The organism is Nisaea sediminum (assembly GCF_014904705.1).
GTDB classification, from domain to species: Bacteria; Pseudomonadota; Alphaproteobacteria; order Thalassobaculales; family Thalassobaculaceae; genus Nisaea; species Nisaea sediminum.
The window spans coordinates 58100-75021 of record NZ_JACZCQ010000013.1; the positions used below are offsets into that span (position 1 = coordinate 58100).

Below are 16922 nucleotides of genomic sequence, written 5' to 3' on the forward strand. Positions count from 1 at the left end.
CAAAACGGCGATCAGGCCGCCGCCGTCAGCTTGCGCATGACGTCGTCCGGGATCTCGAAATTGGCCGAGACCGACTGCACGTCGTCATTGTCCTCAAGCACGGCGAGCAGCTTCATGATGGTTTCCGCCTGCCCCTCGTCGACGGGCACCGTGTTCTGCGGCTTCCAGGTGAGCTCCGCGTTTTCCGGCGCACCGAATTTTTCCGAGAGCGCCTCCCGGACGGCGCTCAGCTCGTCCGGCGCACAGGTGATTACGTGACCGTCCTCGGTGGACTCGACATTCTCCGCGCCGGCCTCGAGTGCCGCTTCGAACATGTCGTCAGCCCCCGCCTTGTCCGCCGGATAGCTGATCTGCCCGATCCGGTCGAACATGAAGCTGACCGAATTGGTCTCGCCGAGCGTCCCGCCATGCTTGGAGAAAGCGGCACGCACTTCGGACGCCGTTCGGTTGCGGTTATCCGTCAGCGCCTCGACGATCATCGCGACACCGCCGGGCGCATAGCCTTCGTAGCGGATATCCTCGTAGTTATCGTCCTCGCCGCCGCCTTCGGCCTTCTTCAGGACACGGTCGATATTGTCCTTCGGCATGTTCGCTTCGCGGGCCGCCTGGATCGCGGAGCGCAGACGCGGGTTCGATGCGGGGTCCGTGCTGGCCTTCGCCGCGACCGCGATTTCCCGGATCAGCCGTGTGAACAGCTTGGCGCGCTTCTTATCCTGCGCACCTTTCCGGTACATGATGTTCTTAAATTGGGAATGCCCTGCCATTTCCTTCAGTCCTCAATGGAGTCCGGCTTTTGCGAATTGCCGGCGCGGCGGTTCGTCTGCCCGACCGGACCGGCGGGCCGGAACAATCTGCGAATCGGGCGCCAAGTCAAGAGCCCCGGACAGATTTTCACACTACCGGACCGCAGATTTCCGCCAAATTAAGCCTGACCCAGTCTAGTCGATCTCGGGAAATTTTATACCAGATATTGTGCCAATGCGCATCTCTGACAGAGGATTTTTGCAGCAGGGCGATAAATCGCCATATACGGAACTTGGTAATTTTATTCGCCACTTTGGATTGAGAGAGAAACAATCTGACTATAGCCTTCCCTATCGGAAGTCGACTAAACTCCCTGAACTTTGCGTGATTTTCGAAGGTCCCCGAAACTTCAATGAATTGGGACCGGGAAAACAGGGTTGAACATGTCTCTAGGGCCGATCAACGAAGCGCGATTCCAGCGTCTGACCGTCATGATTGTCGAGGACAGTCAGCCGATGCGGGAAGTGCTGCGCGCGATGCTGCAGGCGATCGGGGTCAAGAACATCGTCGACGCACGCGACGGGAACCATGCGATCCGCAAGCTGAGCGAGTACCAGATCGACGTCATCATCACCGACTGGGTGATGGAAGAGATGGACGGGCTGGAGCTGACACGCTGGATCCGGACGTCGCCGCACAGTCCCGACGAATTTCTGCCGATCATCATGGTCAGCGGTCACACCGAGGCGCACCGGATCGAGATGGCGCGGGATGCCGGCGTGACGGAATTTATCGCCAAGCCCCTGTCCGGTGTCGGTCTCATTCAGCGCATCGTCGCGGTGATCGAACATCCACGCCCCTTCGTGCGCACGGACGACTATTTCGGTCCCGACCGCCGCCGCAAGGTCGAGCCGTTCGACGGTGAGGAGCGCCGCGCCGCCGAGCTCCGCGACAGGGATGCGCGAATGACACCCCCTCCTGCGAAAGCCCACAGCCACGCCCGTTCGTGAAAGGTAGCCGATGCCCACCCACCCGAAAGGCCAGTCCCCGAAAGGCTCCTACGAGGTCATTCATCAGCCCAACAAGCTGAAGGATCTGGTCGGCGGGCCGGCGCGCATGGACGAGAGGCTGATCGAGAAGGCGGAAGCGGCGCTGGCCGAAGCGATCGCCAATATCGACCTCGCGGAAACCGCGAAGGAAAGCATCGAAAAACTGGACACGGCCGTCGAGCTCCTGCGGCAGGACGGCACGGAGCCGGCCGGACCTGAACGCACGATCTACACGGTCATGCATGACCTGCGCTCTCAGGGCGCGAGCTTCGGATATCCGATGGTGGAAAAGATCGCGACCTCGATGAACCGCTATCTCGAACTCGGCGAACCCGGCGCGCGCGGACATAACGACATCGACGCGATCAAGGCCCATGTCGATGCCCTGAAGGCGGTCGTGGCGACGAAGATGAAGGGCGAGGTCGGAGCCATCGGCCAGCAGATCGTCGACGGCCTCTACAAGATTTCCCGGACGAAGTAGTCCCTCGGCACTAAGGATCCAGGCGCAGCGGCTCCATCGCGGCCCGCATCCGGTCCGGGATCGGAACCGGGGTCTGGCTCTCGCGCTCCACATAGACATGCACGAAATGGCCGAGCGCGGCGATCTCGTCGTCGCCTGCGCGGAACAGGCCGACATTATAGGCCACGCTGGAGCGTCCGATCTTCTCGACCCGGATGCCCGCCTCGACCACGTCCGGAAAGACCAGAGACTTTTTGAACTGGCAGCGGGTCTCGACGACGAGGCCGATTACCGGGCTGTTGTGGATGTCGAGCCCGGCTTCCCGGATCAGGTGACTGTTCACCGCGGTATCGAAATAGGAATAGTACTGGACGTTGTTGACGTGCCCGTAGACGTCGTTGTCCATCCAGCGGGTCGGGATCTCCAGCCACCAGCGGAAACGGTCCCGGGTTTCCGTCACGGCCGTCGCGCTCACGCCTTGCCTCCGAAGAAATCCGCGAGCACGTCGAGGGTCTCGTCGGGCTGCTCGATCATCATCATGTGCCCGGCGTCCGGCAGCACGCTCGTCGTGCAGTTCGGGAGCGCTTCGGTAAGCGGCCGGGCAAGCTTGGCCGGTGTCATCTTGTCGTCGGAGCCGCAGAGCAACAACGCCGGGCAGGAGAGCTTCGCCGCCGTCTCGAGCGCCCCGCCATAGGCGTCGCAGGCGGCGAGATCGGTCGCCAGGACGGCATAATCGCCCGCCTCCAGCAGCCGCATGCTGGCTCCCGAGACCCAGCTTCCGGGCGCCCGGTGACCGCCGATCTGCGCCCTGCGCCCGACGCCCCAGCCCACCATGGTTTCCAGCGCCGCGTGATTGGAGTTCCGCGCCGCGCCGAGCAGATCCGGATGCACTTTCATCTCCGGCACGGACCCGAGCAGCGCGAGCGCCTTCGCGCGGGCGCCGAGCCGGGCCGCGACCTCGAGGGCGACCAGAGCACCCATCGAGTGCCCCATGACCACGACGTCGCGCGCCCCGGCCGCGTCCAGCGCCGCGACACACCAGTCGGCGATCGCCGGGATCGTCTCCGGCGCGGGCCCCGCGCTGCGCCCGTGCCCCGGAAGGTCGATCGCAAGCACGGAGAAACCGTGATGCGCGAAATAGCGCGACTGCAGGGACCAGACCGTATGGTCCATCCCGGCCCCGTGCAGCATCAGAAGGGTCGGTTTGGCCCCATCGAAGGGACGGCCCCCGGTCGCCGCGAAGGCCTCGCGGCCGGCAACTTCGAACTTCATGACTTATCCTGCCTTGCGCATGGTCGCGGCGCGCAGCGCCTGCTTCAGGTCGGCGATCAGATCGCCCACATCCTCCAGGCCGACGGAGAGCCGGACCAGATCCTCCGAAAGGCCGGCCGCCTTCATCATCTCGGCGTCCATCTGCTGGTGCGTGGTGCTGGCGGGATGGATGACCAGGGACTTGGCGTCGCCGACATTGGCGAGATGGGACCAGACGCCGAGCCGCTCGATGAAGGTCTTGCCGGCCTCGCGCCCGCCCTTGATGCCGAAGGCGATCATAGAGCCCGCGCCTTTAGGCATCAGGCGCTTCGCAAGTTCATGATCCGGATGGCTGTCCAGTTCGGGATAGAGCACCCACTCCACCGCCTCTGAGTCTTCGAGGAAGGCCGCCACCTTGCGCGCATTGGCGACATGGCGGTCCATCCGGAGCGGCAGGGTCTCGATCCCCTGCATCAGGTGGAAGGCGTTCTGCGGCGAGAGACAAGCGCCGAAATCCCGCAGGCCCTCGGCCCGCGCCCGCATGCAGAAGGCCTGCGGTCCGAACTCTTCGGCGAAGTCGAGGCCGTGATAGCCCGCATAGGGTTCGGTCAGGGTCGGAAACTTGCCGGAGGCTTCCCAGTCGAACCGCCCGCCGTCGACCAGAACGCCGCCGATCGCCACGCCATGCCCGCCGAGCCACTTGGTCGCCGAATGCATGATCAGGTCGGCCCCGTGGTCGAAGGGACGGCAGAGATACGGCGTGGTGAAGGTGGAATCGATCATCAACGGAATGCCCGCCTCATGCGCCACCGCGGCGAGCGCCTCGATATCCAGTACCTCGAGGCCGGGATTGCCGATGGTCTCGGCGAAGACCAGCCGGGTCTCCGGCCGGATCGCCTTGCGGAAGCCCTCGATGTCGCGCGGATGGACCTTGGTGGTCTCGATGCCGAAGCGCGGCAGGGTATGGCTGAAGAGATTGTGGCTGCCGCCATAGAGCGCGCTGGAAGCGACGATGTGGGAGCCCGCCCCCATCAAGGTCGCGATCGCGAGATGCAGCGCCGCGTGGCCGCTGGCGGTCGCCACCGCGCCGACACCGCCTTCCAGCGCTGCCATACGCTCTTCAAGCACCGCGACGGTCGGGTTGGAGATCCGCGAATAAATGTGGCCGGCGCGCTCCAGGTTGAACAGCGACGCCGCATGCTCCACGTCGCGGAAGACGTAGGACGTGGTCTGGTAGATCGGCACCGCCCGGGCGCCGGTATCGCTGTCCGGATGCTGCCCCGCATGCAGTGCGAGCGTGTCGAAGCCGAAAAGATTGCCGTCGGAAGCCATGCGCTGTCCCTCCCTGATGGGCGCCGGTCGCGTTCGGGCGCGATCTTCGACGGATGCCTTATCAGACGCAAGGAGAGACGCAAGAGAGAAAGGCTCGGAAGGGTGCTCTTGCGGCCCCGGGAGTGCCCCTACAGCTCCCGAAACCGCCGGTCAGAATCGAAGGACCGCGCCGAAGCGCGGCCCCTCTTTTTGTTCTTTTTTAGACTTTGAGCACCCTGTTCAACTTGCCCGGAGCAGACGGTAATGCCCCCACAGGAAATGTCAAGTCGGAGTCAGCGAAGCGACGGAAATGTTACAATGAACCGTTCGTTCGAAGCTAACCGTCAGCCCTGTCCGGCGCGCCGCACCGGCAGCACCATCTGCCGGATCGAAACCGTAGAGCCTTGAATCCTAAGCGCCCTCGGCTCCACGCCCCAGGTGACGAATCCGACGCTCTCATAGAGCGCGCGCGCGGCCGGCGCGAGATCCGAAACACCAAGATGTATGTCGGTAACTCCGTCCATGCCACCGGCATGACCGATCGCCGCCTCGAGCAGCGCCCGCCCCATGCCGGCTCCGCGCGCATCCCGCTCGACGAACATGGTCCAGAGATGAACCTTGTGCCGGGTCTTCAGCTTCTTTTCGCGGAACAGACCGACACAGCCTTTGAGGCGATCGGTAAAGCCGCCGAAAACGACTCCGTCCTCCCGGCGCGCAAAAAGCGCGCTGGCATCGGATTCCGTTTGCAGGAAATCGTCCTCCGGAGCGGCGCTGAATGCCGCCGGAAAGACTTCCAGCGCGCTTTTCCTGAGAGCGAGGAAGGCAGCCGCATCCTGCGCGCCGAGGAGGCGGACCGAGAATGCTGCGCCGCCGCTCACGACTCGTCCTTCTCCCGCCAGCGATGGACCGTTCCGCTGTCGAGATCGAAGAGATCCAGGACCCGTCCGAGCGAATGATCCACCATGGCGGCAATGCTTTCCGGCTTGGCATAAAAGGCCGGCACCGGCGGCGCGATCACCGCCCCCATGTCCGACAGCGCGAGCATGTTGCGCAGATGCCCCGAATGAAGCGGCGTCTCGCGCACCATGCAGACGAGGCGGCGCCGTTCCTTGAGCACCACGTCCGCCGCACGCGACAGCAGCGTGTCGGTCACGCCCGTCGCGATCTCGGCGAGGCTCTTCATCGAGCAGGGCGCGATGATCATGCCAAGCGAACGGAACGATCCGGAGGCCACGGACGCGCCGATATCCTTGTTGGCATGGACCACATCGGCGAGTTTCTCGACGTCCCGGACCTTGAAATCCGTTTCATGCGCGAGCGTGACTTCCGCGGCCCGGCTCATGATCAGATGAGTCTCGACCCTTTGTTCTTCGGGAAGCGCCCTCAGAAGCTCCAGCAGGCGGATGCCATAGACGATTCCGGAGGCCCCGCTGATGCCGACGATCAGCCGCTTTTTTTGTGAAGTTCTCATGACAGAAAATTGCTTCGCGAATCCAGTGAGTTGCGTCCATTAACCAAAAAACCGCGCAAAATGCCCGACCCCGGGTCGTTGCGCAAGCCCTAAAAGATACCTATCCTTATAATTGTTGGAGTTGATCTCTCACGCATATCCGAAAGGAGGGCATTAGGCATGGCCGAAGCACAGCGTATCGAGTCGCTGAAGAGACGACACGAGACTCTGGAACGCAACCTGGAGACGGAACGCACCAGACCCATGCCAGACAGCGCGGCTATCGCGGAAATCAAACGCATGAAGCTCGCGATCAAGGACGAAATGGCCAATCTCAGTTCTTGAGCGGCCTGTCTGCCTGCTAAGCGCTCTCAAACGCGAGAGCTGAAATCACCCGCCGAAAAACTCGGCGGGTGTTTGTTTTTAGGGCCTAGAGCGCCGTCCAGCCACCGTCCTGGGTGATGCTGCTGCCGGTCAGGTTCGCCGCTCCGTCGCCGCAGAGGAACAGGGCCGCGGCCGCGAGCTGGTCGAAGGTCGTGAAACGGCCGGACGGCTGCTGTTCGATCAGCAAGCGCCAGGTCGCCTCCGCGATATCGAGCCCGTCCCGCACCGCCCTCGTCTCGATCTGCCGGTCGACCAGCGGCGTCTTCACCCAGCCGGGGCAGATCGCATTGCAGGTGATGCCGGAGCCGGCCGTCTCCAGCGCGGTCACTTTCGTCAGGCCCAGCACCGCATGTTTCGCCGCGACATAGGCGCATTTGTTGACGCCGCCGCCGAAGCCGTGATTGGACGCGATATTGACGATCCGCCCCCAGCCGCGTCGGCGCATACCCGGCAGCACGGCCGCCGTTCCGTGGAAGACCGCGGAGAGATTGATCGCGATCAGCGCATCCCATTTTTCCGGCGGAAAATCCTCGATCCGGTCGGTGTGCTGGATCCCGGCATTGTTGACCAGCACGTCGACGGCGCCGAACCGGCGCTCCGTCTCGACGATCAGATCCGAGATCTCCTCGGGCAACGTCATGTCGGCGCCGTGATAGAGCACCTCCACGCCGTGACGCTGCGCGAGGCCGCGTCTTGTCGTCTCGATCTCCGCCGCGTCGCCGAAGCCGTTCAACACCACGTTCGCGCCCGCCGCGGCGAACGCCGCCGCCAGCGCCGCACCGATCCCGCTGGTGGAGCCCGTAACGACGACCGTCCTGTCTTGCATCGGCGCGGTTATTGCGCCGTCCAGCCGCCGTCGAGGGTCATGGTCGTGCCGGTCATGTTGCTGGCGGCATCGCTGCAGAGAAACACGGCGGCGCCGGCGAGCTGTTCGACCGTGGTGAACTGCCCGGAAGGCTGCTTCTCCATCAGAAGGGCCTGGGTTTCCTTCTCGAGGCTGGTGCCGTTCTTCTCGGCCCGGGCCTCGATCTGCGCGACCACCAGCGGCGTCTTCACCCAACCGGGGCAGATCGCGTTGCAGGTGATCCCGGACTGCGCGTTCTCGAGCGCCGCGACCTTGGTCAGGCCGACGATACCGTGCTTGGCCGCGACATAGGCCGACTTGTTGACCGAAGCGACGAGCCCGTGCGCGGAGGCGATATTGATGATCCGGCCCCAGCCGCGCTTCTGCATGCCCGGCAACGCCGCGCGCATGGCGTGGAAGGCCGCGGAGAGATTGATCGCGATCACGGCGTTCCATCGGTCAACCGGGAAGGCCTCGATCGGATCGGTGTGCTGGATCCCGGCATTGTTCACCAAGACATCGACGGAACCGAAACGCTTCTCCGCGCTCTGGACCATGTCCTCGATCTCGTCCGGTCTGGTCATGTCAGCGCCGTGATACATCGCGGAAACCCCGTATTTGGCTTCCAGTGCAGCGCGGCCCTTCTCGATCTCGGCCGCATCGCCAAGACCGTTGATGACGATGTTCGCGCCTTCGGCCGCGAAGGCGGCGGCCATGGCCGCGCCGATCCCGCTGGTTGAACCGGTAACGAGTGCCGTCTTACCCTTCATGGAAATATCCCCGTTGCATGCGTGCTCTCTTCGCTCCTGCGATATAGAGATTGCCGCCCTGCCGCAAGAAGCGACGAAGGGCGTTTACTTCTTGAACAGCGACTCCGCCGCCGAGGAAACCGAACGTTTTTCGGCGATCATCGCCTCCGCCCGGGAGATTTCCTGCCTCATGTTCTCGATATAGGCCTCGAGGTCTTCGATGTTCCAGTTCGAGAGATCGGTCGGCTTGCGCAGTTTGTTCTTCGGTTCCAGATCTTCGAATTCCATCCTCATGCCTCCCGTCTTTCCGTCCGTTGCAGGCCCCGCCCGTGAAATGACGCGATTCCCGTGCCCGAATCAGCGACTAATCGTTGGACCCTCTCGTATCTTGGTCTATATATCCAGCCTTCAGAACAATTCGAACACTCAAGAACGAACGGATCGGCTTGCTGGACGTAAGCAACGCAGTCCGTCAAAGGAGAAACCATGGCGCAACCGCTGATGCCGAAGGCCACCGCCGTCTGGCTGATCGACAATACGGCGCTGAGCTTCGAACAGATTGCCGACTTCTGCGGCCTCCACGCTCTGGAAGTCCAGGCCATCGCCGACGGAGAGGTGAGCTACGGGATCCAGGGCATCGACCCGATCCTGAACGGTCAGGTCGCCCGCGAGGAAATCGACAAGGCGCAGGCAGACCCGAACTACCGGATGAAGCTGCAGGTCAGCACGCTGCCGAAGCCGCAGGCGCGCTCTAAGGGCCCAAAATACGTTCCGGTCTCCAAACGCGGCGACAAGCCCGACGCCATCGCCTGGCTCGTGAAGCACCATCCGGAATTGAAGGATGCGCAGGTCGCCAAGCTGGTCGGCACCACGAAGGACACGATCAACAAGGTGCGCGACCGCACGCACTGGAACTCCCAGAACATCACGGCACGGCATCCGGTGTTGCTCGGGCTTTGCTCGCAGATGGACCTCGACCAGGCCGTCACGAAAGCAGGCGGCACGGCAGCTCCGCCGGAATCCCAGCTGGAATCGATCTCCGAAGTGCCCTGACCGGGCACTTACGGAACAGCAGACGGCCGGTCCCTTGACCGGCCGTTTTTCTTTTCCGGCCCCTACCCGCCGAGAAACGCCGCCATGTGAAACCGCGCATGGGTCTCCCCGTAGACGTATTCCGAGCCGACAGGGCAGGCGCGGCGGGCAAGACAGGAACCACCGAGGCAGTCCTCTCCCGCCCCCGAACGCAGGTGAGCCCGGCAGGCCGCCACGTCATATCCCTCCCCGTCGAAGGCACCTGCCGGACATGCCGAAAGGCACGGGCGGTCGCGACACGTGCGGCACGGGCTGGACGCGGTAACCACCGTCGGCAGTTCCAGTCTTTCCTCGAACAGCAATGCCCCCCGATAGCCGTGCCAAAGGCCGTAGACCGGGTGGATCAGGATCCCGAGCGGAGACGGAAAGACCGGTTCGGCACGCATCGCCCATTGCTGGAACGGCCAGTAAGGCGGTCCGTCCGAAGGCATGGCCGGACGTGCTCCGAACGCCGCTCCGACCTCTTGGAGCACATCCCGGCTCCAATGATCGAGAGGATCGGCCCCCTCCGGCCGCGCGGCTTCGAATGCCGGCCACATTCCGGAACCGACATGACCGACGAGCAGCAATGTGGCAACCGGTTTACCCGACTCGAGAACGGGCTCTCCGGCATCGGGATGAAACCCGCCACGGAGAAGCAGGCCATGTGGCGACAGCCTGCGTCCTATTTCCTTATAGGTCCGAGCGATTTCCGGACTTTGCGAAGCTGGCGTCATATTCGAAATCGCCTATTCCCGACCTTATGTTCCAAACGCGTCATCACAAGAAATTGGGCATCACGAAAACACGTTTCCCCACCTGATTTTATTTGCTCATGAGCCCCCAGTTGGTTTTATCCTTTTCCCGACACGCGCCAGGCCGGAACGGGGAACGGAAAAAACCCGCACGGCGGAGAGTATGAGCAAGAATGTTCGACGACCCTAACGATGTTCCGCTGACCGTTGATTTCTTTCTGACGCCGAACTTCTCGCTGCTCCCGTTCACGGCCGCGATCGAGCCTTTGCGCTCCGCGAACCGCATGTCCGGGAAAACACTCTATCACTGGCGCGTCTTCAGCGAGGACGGCAAGCCTGTTCCGGCAAGCAATGGCGTCGAGGTGATGACCGTCGGCTCGATCTTCGATCTGAAGGACTCGGACGTTATCATCGTCGCGGCCGGGATAGATGCCCATCACTACAAGAACGACCGGGTCTTCGGCGCTCTGCGGCGCCTGTCGCGACAGGGCGCGGCCATCGGCTCGGTCTGCACCGGCGCCCATGTGCTGGCCCGCGCGGGGCTGCTCGAAGACCGGCGCTGCACGATCCACTGGGAGAATCTCGGGGGCTTCTCCGAAGAGTTCCCCGAAATCGACGTGACCTCGGACCTGTTCGAGATCGACCGCGACCGTTTCACCTGTTCCGGCGGCACCGCGGCGCTCGACATGATGCTGCACCTGATCGCGCGCCAGCACGGCTTCAAGCTGGCGAACGAGGTTTCCGAGCAGTTCATCCACGACCGCATCCGCGAGCCGCACGATCACCAGCGCATGGAACTGCGCGCCCGCCTCGGCGTCAGCCATCCGAAGCTGATCGCGGTGATCGCCGAGATGGAAGCCAACCTCGAGGAGCCGCTGAGCCAGACCGCGCTCGCCGACAAGGCCGGGCTCTCGACGCGCCAGCTCGAGCGGCTGTTCCGCAAGTATCTATCCAGCACGCCGACGCGCTATTACCTCAATCTGCGCCTGCAGCGCGCGCGCCAGCTACTGGCCCAGACCAGCATGTCGATCCTCTCGGTGGCGCTCGCCTGCGGCTTCGTCTCGGCGAGCCATTTCTCCAAATGCTACCGTGAATGTTTCGGCCGCACCCCGCGGGCGGAACGGGCCGTCAGGCACGACGCGCCGACATTGGTGATGCAGAAACTCGCGGGCTGATCCCGGCGGCTTTAGCCCACCTAATTGCATCGCAACAAATTCTCGTTTGACGCAAACGGCGCCGAGCGCGCATCCCTTCCCTTCGAACGACGGGATGCACATGGAAACGACCTTCACAACCGCCGGGCTGCGCCGCGGCATAAGCCTGATCTGGCATGTCGCCATCAGCGGCTTTTTCTTCGCCATCGCGGTCGGCGTGGTCGCACGCGACGTGGGCATGAGCTGGCTCGAGGCCGTCGTCATGAGCGGCGTGGTCTTCGCCGGCGCCTCCCAGGTCGCGATCATCGATCTCTGGCAATCCCCCTTGCCCCTGCTCGTCATCGCCCTGACCACACTCGGCGTGAATTCCCGCATGCTGCTGATGGGCGCTTCCATGCGGGAATGGTTCCGCCCGCTGAAGCGCCGGACGGTCTGGGCCAGTTTCTTCTTCCTGACCGATATCAACTGGGCCATGGCGATCGCCGAACGGCGCAAGGGCGAGACCGACGCGGCGCTGCTCATGGGCTCGGGCATGCTGCTCTGGGCGACCTGGGTCACCGGCACGGCGATCGGCCATGCCGTCGGCGGTGCGGCGCTGGATCCGAAAGCGCTCGCTTTCGACGTGCTGGTGCCCGCTTTCTTCGTGATCATGATCAAGCCGATCTGGACCGGCCGGAAGCAGCTTCTGCCGTGGGCGACGGCCGCCGCCGGGGCGATCCTCGCCGACGCCTTCATCCCCGGAAACGCGCACGTCATCGTCGGCGGGATCGCCGGCTCTCTGGTCGGAGGGCTGCTCCGTGACCGCTGATTTCCTCGCCCTCGACATGAGCTTCGACACCACCGCCCTGATCGCCATCCTGCTGATGGGCGCCGTAACCTATTTCACCCGGCTCGGCGGCTTTCTGATGATGCGCTGGATCCCGGAAGGCGGTTTCGTCTCCCGCTGGCTCTCGGCCATCCCGGGAGCGGTCCTGGTCGCCATTCTCGCCCCGACCGTCTGGAACATCGGCTGGATGGAACGGGCCGGGCTGCTCGTCACCCTGGCGCTCTCCGCGATCGGCGCCAATTCCCTGATCGCGGTCGTGCTCGGCACTGCGGCTGTCGCGGCCGGCCGGGCCCTGCTCTAGGCAACGAGCCTTCGCATTTGGCACAGCGTTTCTGTGATGATTTACTGGCCCGCACCCATAGGAAAATAGAGGCGGGAAACAGACCATGCGAAAGATGCACCGCCGTTTCCTGCATCTGACCGGCGCAGTCCTGCTTTTGGTCGCCGTGTCTCTTCCGGCCGCAGCCCAGACCTATCACCTTTTCGAGCCGAAGACCGCCTCGCAGGCGAAACTGCTGAACCTGTTGAGCTATTACTACGCCACCCCGGAACGGATCTCGATCTCCGAACTCCTCGCGGGCATCGAAGGCTCGCGGATTCTGGAGACCGATTGGGAAAACGCCCAATTTCCGATCCTGGGGTTTCTCAGTCAGGCCTTCGCGGCCAATCCAGGCGCTCTCGCCGCGGAGATTGGCCCAACCTACAGCAAACGACTGATGAACATTGTCCTGGCCGCATTGATGATGGAGTTCCTCGACGTCTACGCGCCGCCCGCCTACCAGGAGATCATAGGCAGGGTCCCTCCGGGAAAAAGGCCGCCCCATATCGCAACCGCGACGGTCAGGCACCCGAAACAGCTGGACATGCTCTGGGCCGCCCTCTTCGCGACCGGAGATCCGAAGTTCCTCGACGCCATCCTCAAGGTTTATGAGGATCCGAACGGACCGACCGGCGACCCGAGGCTGAACCTCGCTTTTCAAAAAGTCATCGAATGGGCGGCCTGGAGCAACATGCAGCAGCACGCCATGGTCGAGCGTCTGATGCGGGAACGAACCGCAACGGCACCTCCCTATATCGCCGGCCGGCTGCGGGCCATCGTCTCCCGCTTCGAAGCGAGCCTGGAGTCGCTCAATCTCGGAACGCGGGACGGGCTCTTCTCCGCGATGGTCGCGCTGACCGATGCCTCGATCATTGAGGAGCTGAGAAAGCCCCCCAGCAGCGGCATCCGGGTCGTCAAGAAGCGCCGGTTCTCGCGGCAGGAGGACATCTTCGTGCATATCTCCTTCAACGGCATGGAGGTCTCCGAAGATAACCAGGCCAACGTGACCTTTTCCTCGATCCTCCGGTTGCCCGACGGTCACGAACAGCAGCTCTACGAGGACCGGACGGCGATCGTCGGGCCGGCGCCGGTGCGCTTCAGCATCCTTTCGGCCCGCGACCTGCACCAGTTCCGGCTTCCCGGCGACGCTCCGGCCGGGGACTATCAGCTGCGCGTCACTCTGAGCGACAATCTCTCGGGCAAGGATCTGAAATTGACCGCAGACTTCACGCTGGTCGAATGACATAAGCGCATCCGGGTACCGCAACGATTGCCAGACAAGGCGCTGATCGGGCAGACTCCTGCCCAGCAGGCCAATTGCGGAAACCCGATGCGCACCCAAGAAGCGGAACTACTGGCGATCGTCGAAAGCGCGGAGCGTGAGCATGAGGATCTGACGGCCATCGTCATCGATCTCTCATCCATTCCGCATATCGGCGATCCGATCTTTTTCCGCACGCTGATCGCGCGCATCAACATCGCGCCCGGCGACCTATACCGCCTACCGCATCACCTGGTCGCGCTCGTCACCCCGAACGCGTCGGCGGCAAAGACCGTCGCTGCGATAGACCGGCTCGGCGAATTTCTGAAGCGCAGCGGGCGGGGTGAGGCGCGGCGACAGCAGTTCCGGCTTTCCACCGAAGCGGCCAAGCTTACAAAGCTCTGCAAACGCCTGATTGCCGAGCAGCCGGACACTCCTCGACCAGGAGGCGAGGACAGCGATCTCGAGGGCTTTTTCAGTCTGTTCGAGTCCTTGAGCAATGCGGACATCTCCAACCTAGTCCGCGAGCAGACGATCTGGGATCTCTCGAAACCGCATGATCCTGTGCCGATGGCGGGCGCTCTTACGGTCTCGATCGACGTTCTCGACGATATGTTCGGCCAGGATATCCGGGCCAATCCCTGGCTTTTCGAGAAAATCATCGAGGTGATCGACGTTCGCATGCTCGATCATCTCATCGACGATCGGATGAAGACCGGCAAGACCTACACCGTCAACGTGAACAGCGCTGTCGTGAACGAGGGCGAGCTGGACGAGGCATTCGATTCCATTCCGATGAACAGCCGCAAGCGCGTGATCCTCGAGGTTCCCTATGTCGAGGCGCTGCACGAGCGCGGCGATTTCGATGCCATGGTCGATATCCTGGAGCGGGAGCATTTCCCGATCGCGCTCGACGGCGTGCGCTGGACCTCGCTGTCCAAGCTGGAGGTCGATCCGGCGCGCTTCGCCTTCGTGAAGTTCATGTGGGACCAGCACTTGAACCCCGAGAATGCGGCGGACTGGACGGCTTTCACCGGCGCGCTGGAGAGGCTGGGACCGGAGAACTGCATCGTGTTCAACTGTATCGACGAGAGAGCGATCCCTCCGCTGGAGGAGCTTGGTCTGGTCCGGTTTCAGGGCCGTGCGGTGGATGATTTCATCCGACACGACCGTGCCGAACTGCAGAAGGCCCATGTCCAGCAGTCCGCCCGCGAAGACGTGGCGGACGAGACCGGCGACGGCAAGGCGCAGGGCGGCATCATGGGCAAGCTGTTCGGTTGATCCACATCATCCCCAAGCACTCGCGGATGCGGCAATCTGGGACTTGATTTGCATCCGGTCGGCGTCGACCATAGGGCGCAAATAACCTGAAAAGACAAGACTGAGGGGAGGTTCGCGGTATGGGCCAGTTCGATGAGGTCTATCGGCGCTCGCTGGAAGATCCGGAAGGTTTCTGGGGCGAGGCGGCAGACGACGTTTTCTGGTTCAAGCGCTGGGAAAAGGTCCTGGATGCGAGCAGGCCGCCCTTTTACCGCTGGTTCGAAGGCGGCACGACCAACACCTGTTACAACGCCCTCGACCGCCATGTCGAAGACGGCCGCGGCGCGCAGGCCGCGCTGATCTACGACAGCCCGGTCACCAAGACCAAGCAGAGCTTCACCTACAGCGAACTGACGGACAAGGTCGCGGCCTTCGCCGGCGTTCTGGAGAAATATGGCGTCGGCTACGGCGACCGCGTGATCATCTACATGCCGATGATCCCCGAGGCCGCAATTGCCATGCTGGCGACCACCAGGATCGGCGCGGTGCATTCCGTCGTCTTCGGCGGCTTCGCCTCGAACGAGCTCGCCAAACGCATCGACGACTGCAAGCCGAAGCTGATCGTCACCGCCTCCTGCGGCATCGAACCCGGCCGGACCGTCGCCTATATGCCGCTGCTCGACGGCGCCATCGAGATGGCGAAGCACAAGCCGGACCATTGCATCGTCTACCAACGCCCGATGGCCGAGGCGAAACTGACCGAGGACCGCGACATCGAGTGGAACGCGGCGCATGAAGGTGCCACGCCTGCCGCCTGCGCCGAGGTCAAGGCGACCGACCCCGCCTATATCCTCTACACCTCCGGCACCACCGGTGTGCCGAAGGGCGTCGTCCGGGCGACCGGTGGCCATATCGTCGCCCTCAAATGGTCGATGAAGAACATCTACGGCGTCGATCCGGGCGAGGTCTTCTGGGCCGCTTCCGACGTCGGCTGGGTGGTCGGCCATTCCTATATCGTGTACGCCCCGCTCTTCCACGGCTGCACCACCATGCTCTACGAGGGCAAGCCGGTCGGCACGCCGGACGCGGGCGCCTTCTGGCGGGTGATCTCGGAGCACAAGGTCTCCACCATGTTCACCGCGCCGACCGCGATCCGCGCGATCAAGAAGGAGGATCCGGACGGCAAGCTGCTGGCGAACTACGACATGAGCCACTACAAGGCCCAGTTCCTCGCCGGCGAGCGCTGCGATCCCGACACGCTGCACTGGTGCGAGGACAAGTTGAAGGTGCCAGTGGTCGATCACTGGTGGCAGACCGAGACCGGCTGGCCGATCGCCTCGAACTGCCTCGGCATCGAGCAGCTTCCGGTCAAGGCGGGTTCGCCGACGCGCGCGGTTCCCGGATGGGACGTGCAGATCCTCGACGAGGCGTGCAAGGAAGTGAAGCGCGGCGATGTCGGCGCGATCTCCATCAAGCTGCCGCTGCCGCCGGGCGCCCTGCCGACGCTCTGGCAGAACGACGAGCGCTATGTCGAGAGCTACCTCGCGGACTATCCCGGCTACTACAAGACCGGAGATGCCGGCTACATGGACGAGGACGGCTATCTCTACGTGATGAGCCGGACCGACGACATCATCAATGTCGCTGGCCACCGGCTCTCGACCGGCGGCATGGAGGAGGTCCTGGCGAACCATCCGGCCGTCGCCGAATGCGCCGTGATCGGCGTCGCCGACCAGCTCAAGGGTCAGGTTCCGCTTGGCTTCGTCGTGCTGAAGGACGGCGTCAATACGCCGGAGGAGCAGATCCTGAAGGAGCTGGTGCAGATGGTCCGCGACAGGATCGGCCCGGTCGCCGCCTTCAAGCAGGCGACGATCGTGCAGCGCCTGCCGAAGACCCGGTCGGGCAAGATCCTCCGCGGCACCATGCAGAAGATCGCCGACGGCGAGAGCTATCCGATGCCGGCCACGATCGACGATCCGTCGATCCTTCCCGAGATCGCCGACGCGCTGAAGGGGATCGGCTACGCCAAGTAGC

The 16922-nt window shown here is 63.4% G+C and carries 20 protein-coding genes; 10 read left to right on the forward strand and 10 right to left on the reverse strand.

Annotated elements, in window-relative coordinates:
• Positions 1–11: 11 nt before the first annotated feature.
• Positions 12–764, reverse strand: a complete 753-nt coding sequence (locus IG122_RS21355) for a YebC/PmpR family DNA-binding transcriptional regulator (protein ID WP_193188470.1) — start codon at positions 762–764, stop codon at positions 12–14.
• Between the two features lie 423 nt (positions 765–1187).
• Between IG122_RS21355 and IG122_RS21360 the strand changes: the two genes are divergently transcribed.
• Both IG122_RS21360 and IG122_RS21365 read left to right on the forward strand, forming a co-directional pair.
• Positions 1188–1754 carry a response regulator gene (locus IG122_RS21360; RefSeq protein WP_226893838.1) on the forward strand — a complete coding sequence of 189 codons (567 nt, stop codon included), beginning with the start codon at positions 1188–1190 and terminating at the stop codon, positions 1752–1754.
• Positions 1755–1764: 10 nt separating this feature from the next.
• Entirely contained in the window at positions 1765–2274 is a 510-nt protein-coding gene (locus IG122_RS21365) for a hypothetical protein (protein ID WP_193188472.1), read from the forward strand.
• A 10-nt stretch (positions 2275–2284) separates the two neighbouring features.
• Here IG122_RS21365 and IG122_RS21370 read toward each other — a convergent pair whose 3' ends face one another.
• The 5 genes from IG122_RS21370 to IG122_RS21390 form a co-directional block, all read right to left on the reverse strand.
• A complete protein-coding gene (locus IG122_RS21370; protein ID WP_319024950.1) occupies positions 2285–2728 on the reverse strand; it encodes an acyl-CoA thioesterase in 444 nt (147 codons plus the stop codon).
• Complete coding sequence (locus tag IG122_RS21375; protein WP_193188474.1) at positions 2725–3525, reverse strand: alpha/beta fold hydrolase; 801 nt, start codon at positions 3523–3525, stop codon at positions 2725–2727. The genes IG122_RS21370 and IG122_RS21375 overlap by 4 nt, the downstream gene beginning before the upstream one ends.
• A 3-nt stretch (positions 3526–3528) precedes the next feature.
• On the reverse strand, positions 3529–4836 hold the full coding sequence (locus IG122_RS21380) for an O-acetylhomoserine aminocarboxypropyltransferase (RefSeq protein ID WP_193188476.1): 1308 nt from the start codon (positions 4834–4836) through the stop codon (positions 3529–3531).
• 323 nt (positions 4837–5159) lie between these two features.
• Positions 5160–5693: a GNAT family N-acetyltransferase gene (locus IG122_RS21385; protein WP_193188478.1), complete on the reverse strand. Its 534-nt coding sequence runs from the start codon at positions 5691–5693 to the stop codon at positions 5160–5162.
• Positions 5690–6286: a UbiX family flavin prenyltransferase gene (locus IG122_RS21390; protein WP_193188480.1), complete on the reverse strand. Its 597-nt coding sequence runs from the start codon at positions 6284–6286 to the stop codon at positions 5690–5692. Before IG122_RS21390 ends, IG122_RS21385 begins: the two co-directional genes overlap by 4 nt.
• Positions 6287–6445: 159 nt before the next feature.
• Between IG122_RS21390 and IG122_RS21395 the strand changes: the two genes are divergently transcribed.
• Positions 6446–6610, forward strand: coding sequence for a YdcH family protein (locus IG122_RS21395; RefSeq protein WP_193188481.1), 165 nt, complete (start codon positions 6446–6448; stop codon positions 6608–6610).
• Between the two features lie 85 nt (positions 6611–6695).
• Here IG122_RS21395 and IG122_RS21400 read toward each other — a convergent pair whose 3' ends face one another.
• The 3 genes from IG122_RS21400 to IG122_RS21410 all read right to left on the reverse strand — a co-directional run bounded on the left by IG122_RS21400 (position 6696) and on the right by IG122_RS21410 (position 8530).
• The gene (locus IG122_RS21400) at positions 6696–7475 is read right to left on the reverse strand and encodes a 3-hydroxybutyrate dehydrogenase (protein WP_193188483.1); all 780 of its coding nucleotides are present in this window, start codon (positions 7473–7475) and stop codon (positions 6696–6698) included.
• An 8-nt stretch (positions 7476–7483) separates the two neighbouring features.
• A complete protein-coding gene (locus tag IG122_RS21405; RefSeq protein WP_226893831.1) occupies positions 7484–8263 on the reverse strand; it encodes a 3-hydroxybutyrate dehydrogenase in 780 nt (259 codons plus the stop codon).
• An 84-nt stretch (positions 8264–8347) separates the two neighbouring features.
• Complete coding sequence (locus tag IG122_RS21410; RefSeq protein WP_193188485.1) at positions 8348–8530, reverse strand: DUF1192 domain-containing protein; 183 nt, start codon at positions 8528–8530, stop codon at positions 8348–8350.
• Between the two features lie 198 nt (positions 8531–8728).
• Between IG122_RS21410 and IG122_RS21415 the strand changes: the two genes are divergently transcribed.
• The gene (locus tag IG122_RS21415) at positions 8729–9295 is read left to right on the forward strand and encodes a DUF1013 domain-containing protein (RefSeq protein ID WP_193188487.1); all 567 of its coding nucleotides are present in this window, start codon (positions 8729–8731) and stop codon (positions 9293–9295) included.
• Between the two features lie 62 nt (positions 9296–9357).
• Here the strand turns inward: IG122_RS21415 and IG122_RS24175 are convergent, their stop codons facing one another.
• The gene (locus IG122_RS24175) at positions 9358–9765 is read right to left on the reverse strand and encodes a hypothetical protein (protein ID WP_226893832.1); all 408 of its coding nucleotides are present in this window, start codon (positions 9763–9765) and stop codon (positions 9358–9360) included.
• 476 nt (positions 9766–10241) lie between these two features.
• Here IG122_RS24175 and IG122_RS21425 point away from each other — a divergent pair, with 476 nt between their 5' ends.
• From IG122_RS21425 to IG122_RS21450, 6 genes are all read left to right on the forward strand, one after another.
• Entirely contained in the window at positions 10242–11243 is a 1002-nt protein-coding gene (locus IG122_RS21425) for a GlxA family transcriptional regulator (protein WP_193188491.1), read from the forward strand.
• Between the two features lie 100 nt (positions 11244–11343).
• On the forward strand, positions 11344–12030 hold the full coding sequence (locus IG122_RS21430) for an AzlC family ABC transporter permease (protein ID WP_193188493.1): 687 nt from the start codon (positions 11344–11346) through the stop codon (positions 12028–12030).
• Complete coding sequence (locus tag IG122_RS21435) at positions 12020–12349, forward strand: AzlD family protein (protein ID WP_193188495.1); 330 nt, start codon at positions 12020–12022, stop codon at positions 12347–12349. The genes IG122_RS21430 and IG122_RS21435 overlap by 11 nt, the downstream gene beginning before the upstream one ends.
• Before the next feature lie 85 nt (positions 12350–12434).
• Positions 12435–13610 (forward strand): hypothetical protein, encoded by a 1176-nt coding sequence (locus tag IG122_RS21440; protein ID WP_193188497.1) that lies wholly within the window; start codon positions 12435–12437, stop codon positions 13608–13610.
• 87 nt (positions 13611–13697) lie between these two features.
• Entirely contained in the window at positions 13698–14909 is a 1212-nt protein-coding gene (locus tag IG122_RS21445; protein ID WP_193188499.1) for a hypothetical protein, read from the forward strand.
• A 119-nt stretch (positions 14910–15028) separates the two neighbouring features.
• Complete coding sequence (locus IG122_RS21450) at positions 15029–16921, forward strand: propionyl-CoA synthetase (protein ID WP_193188501.1); 1893 nt, start codon at positions 15029–15031, stop codon at positions 16919–16921.
• Position 16922 lies beyond the last annotated feature (1 nt).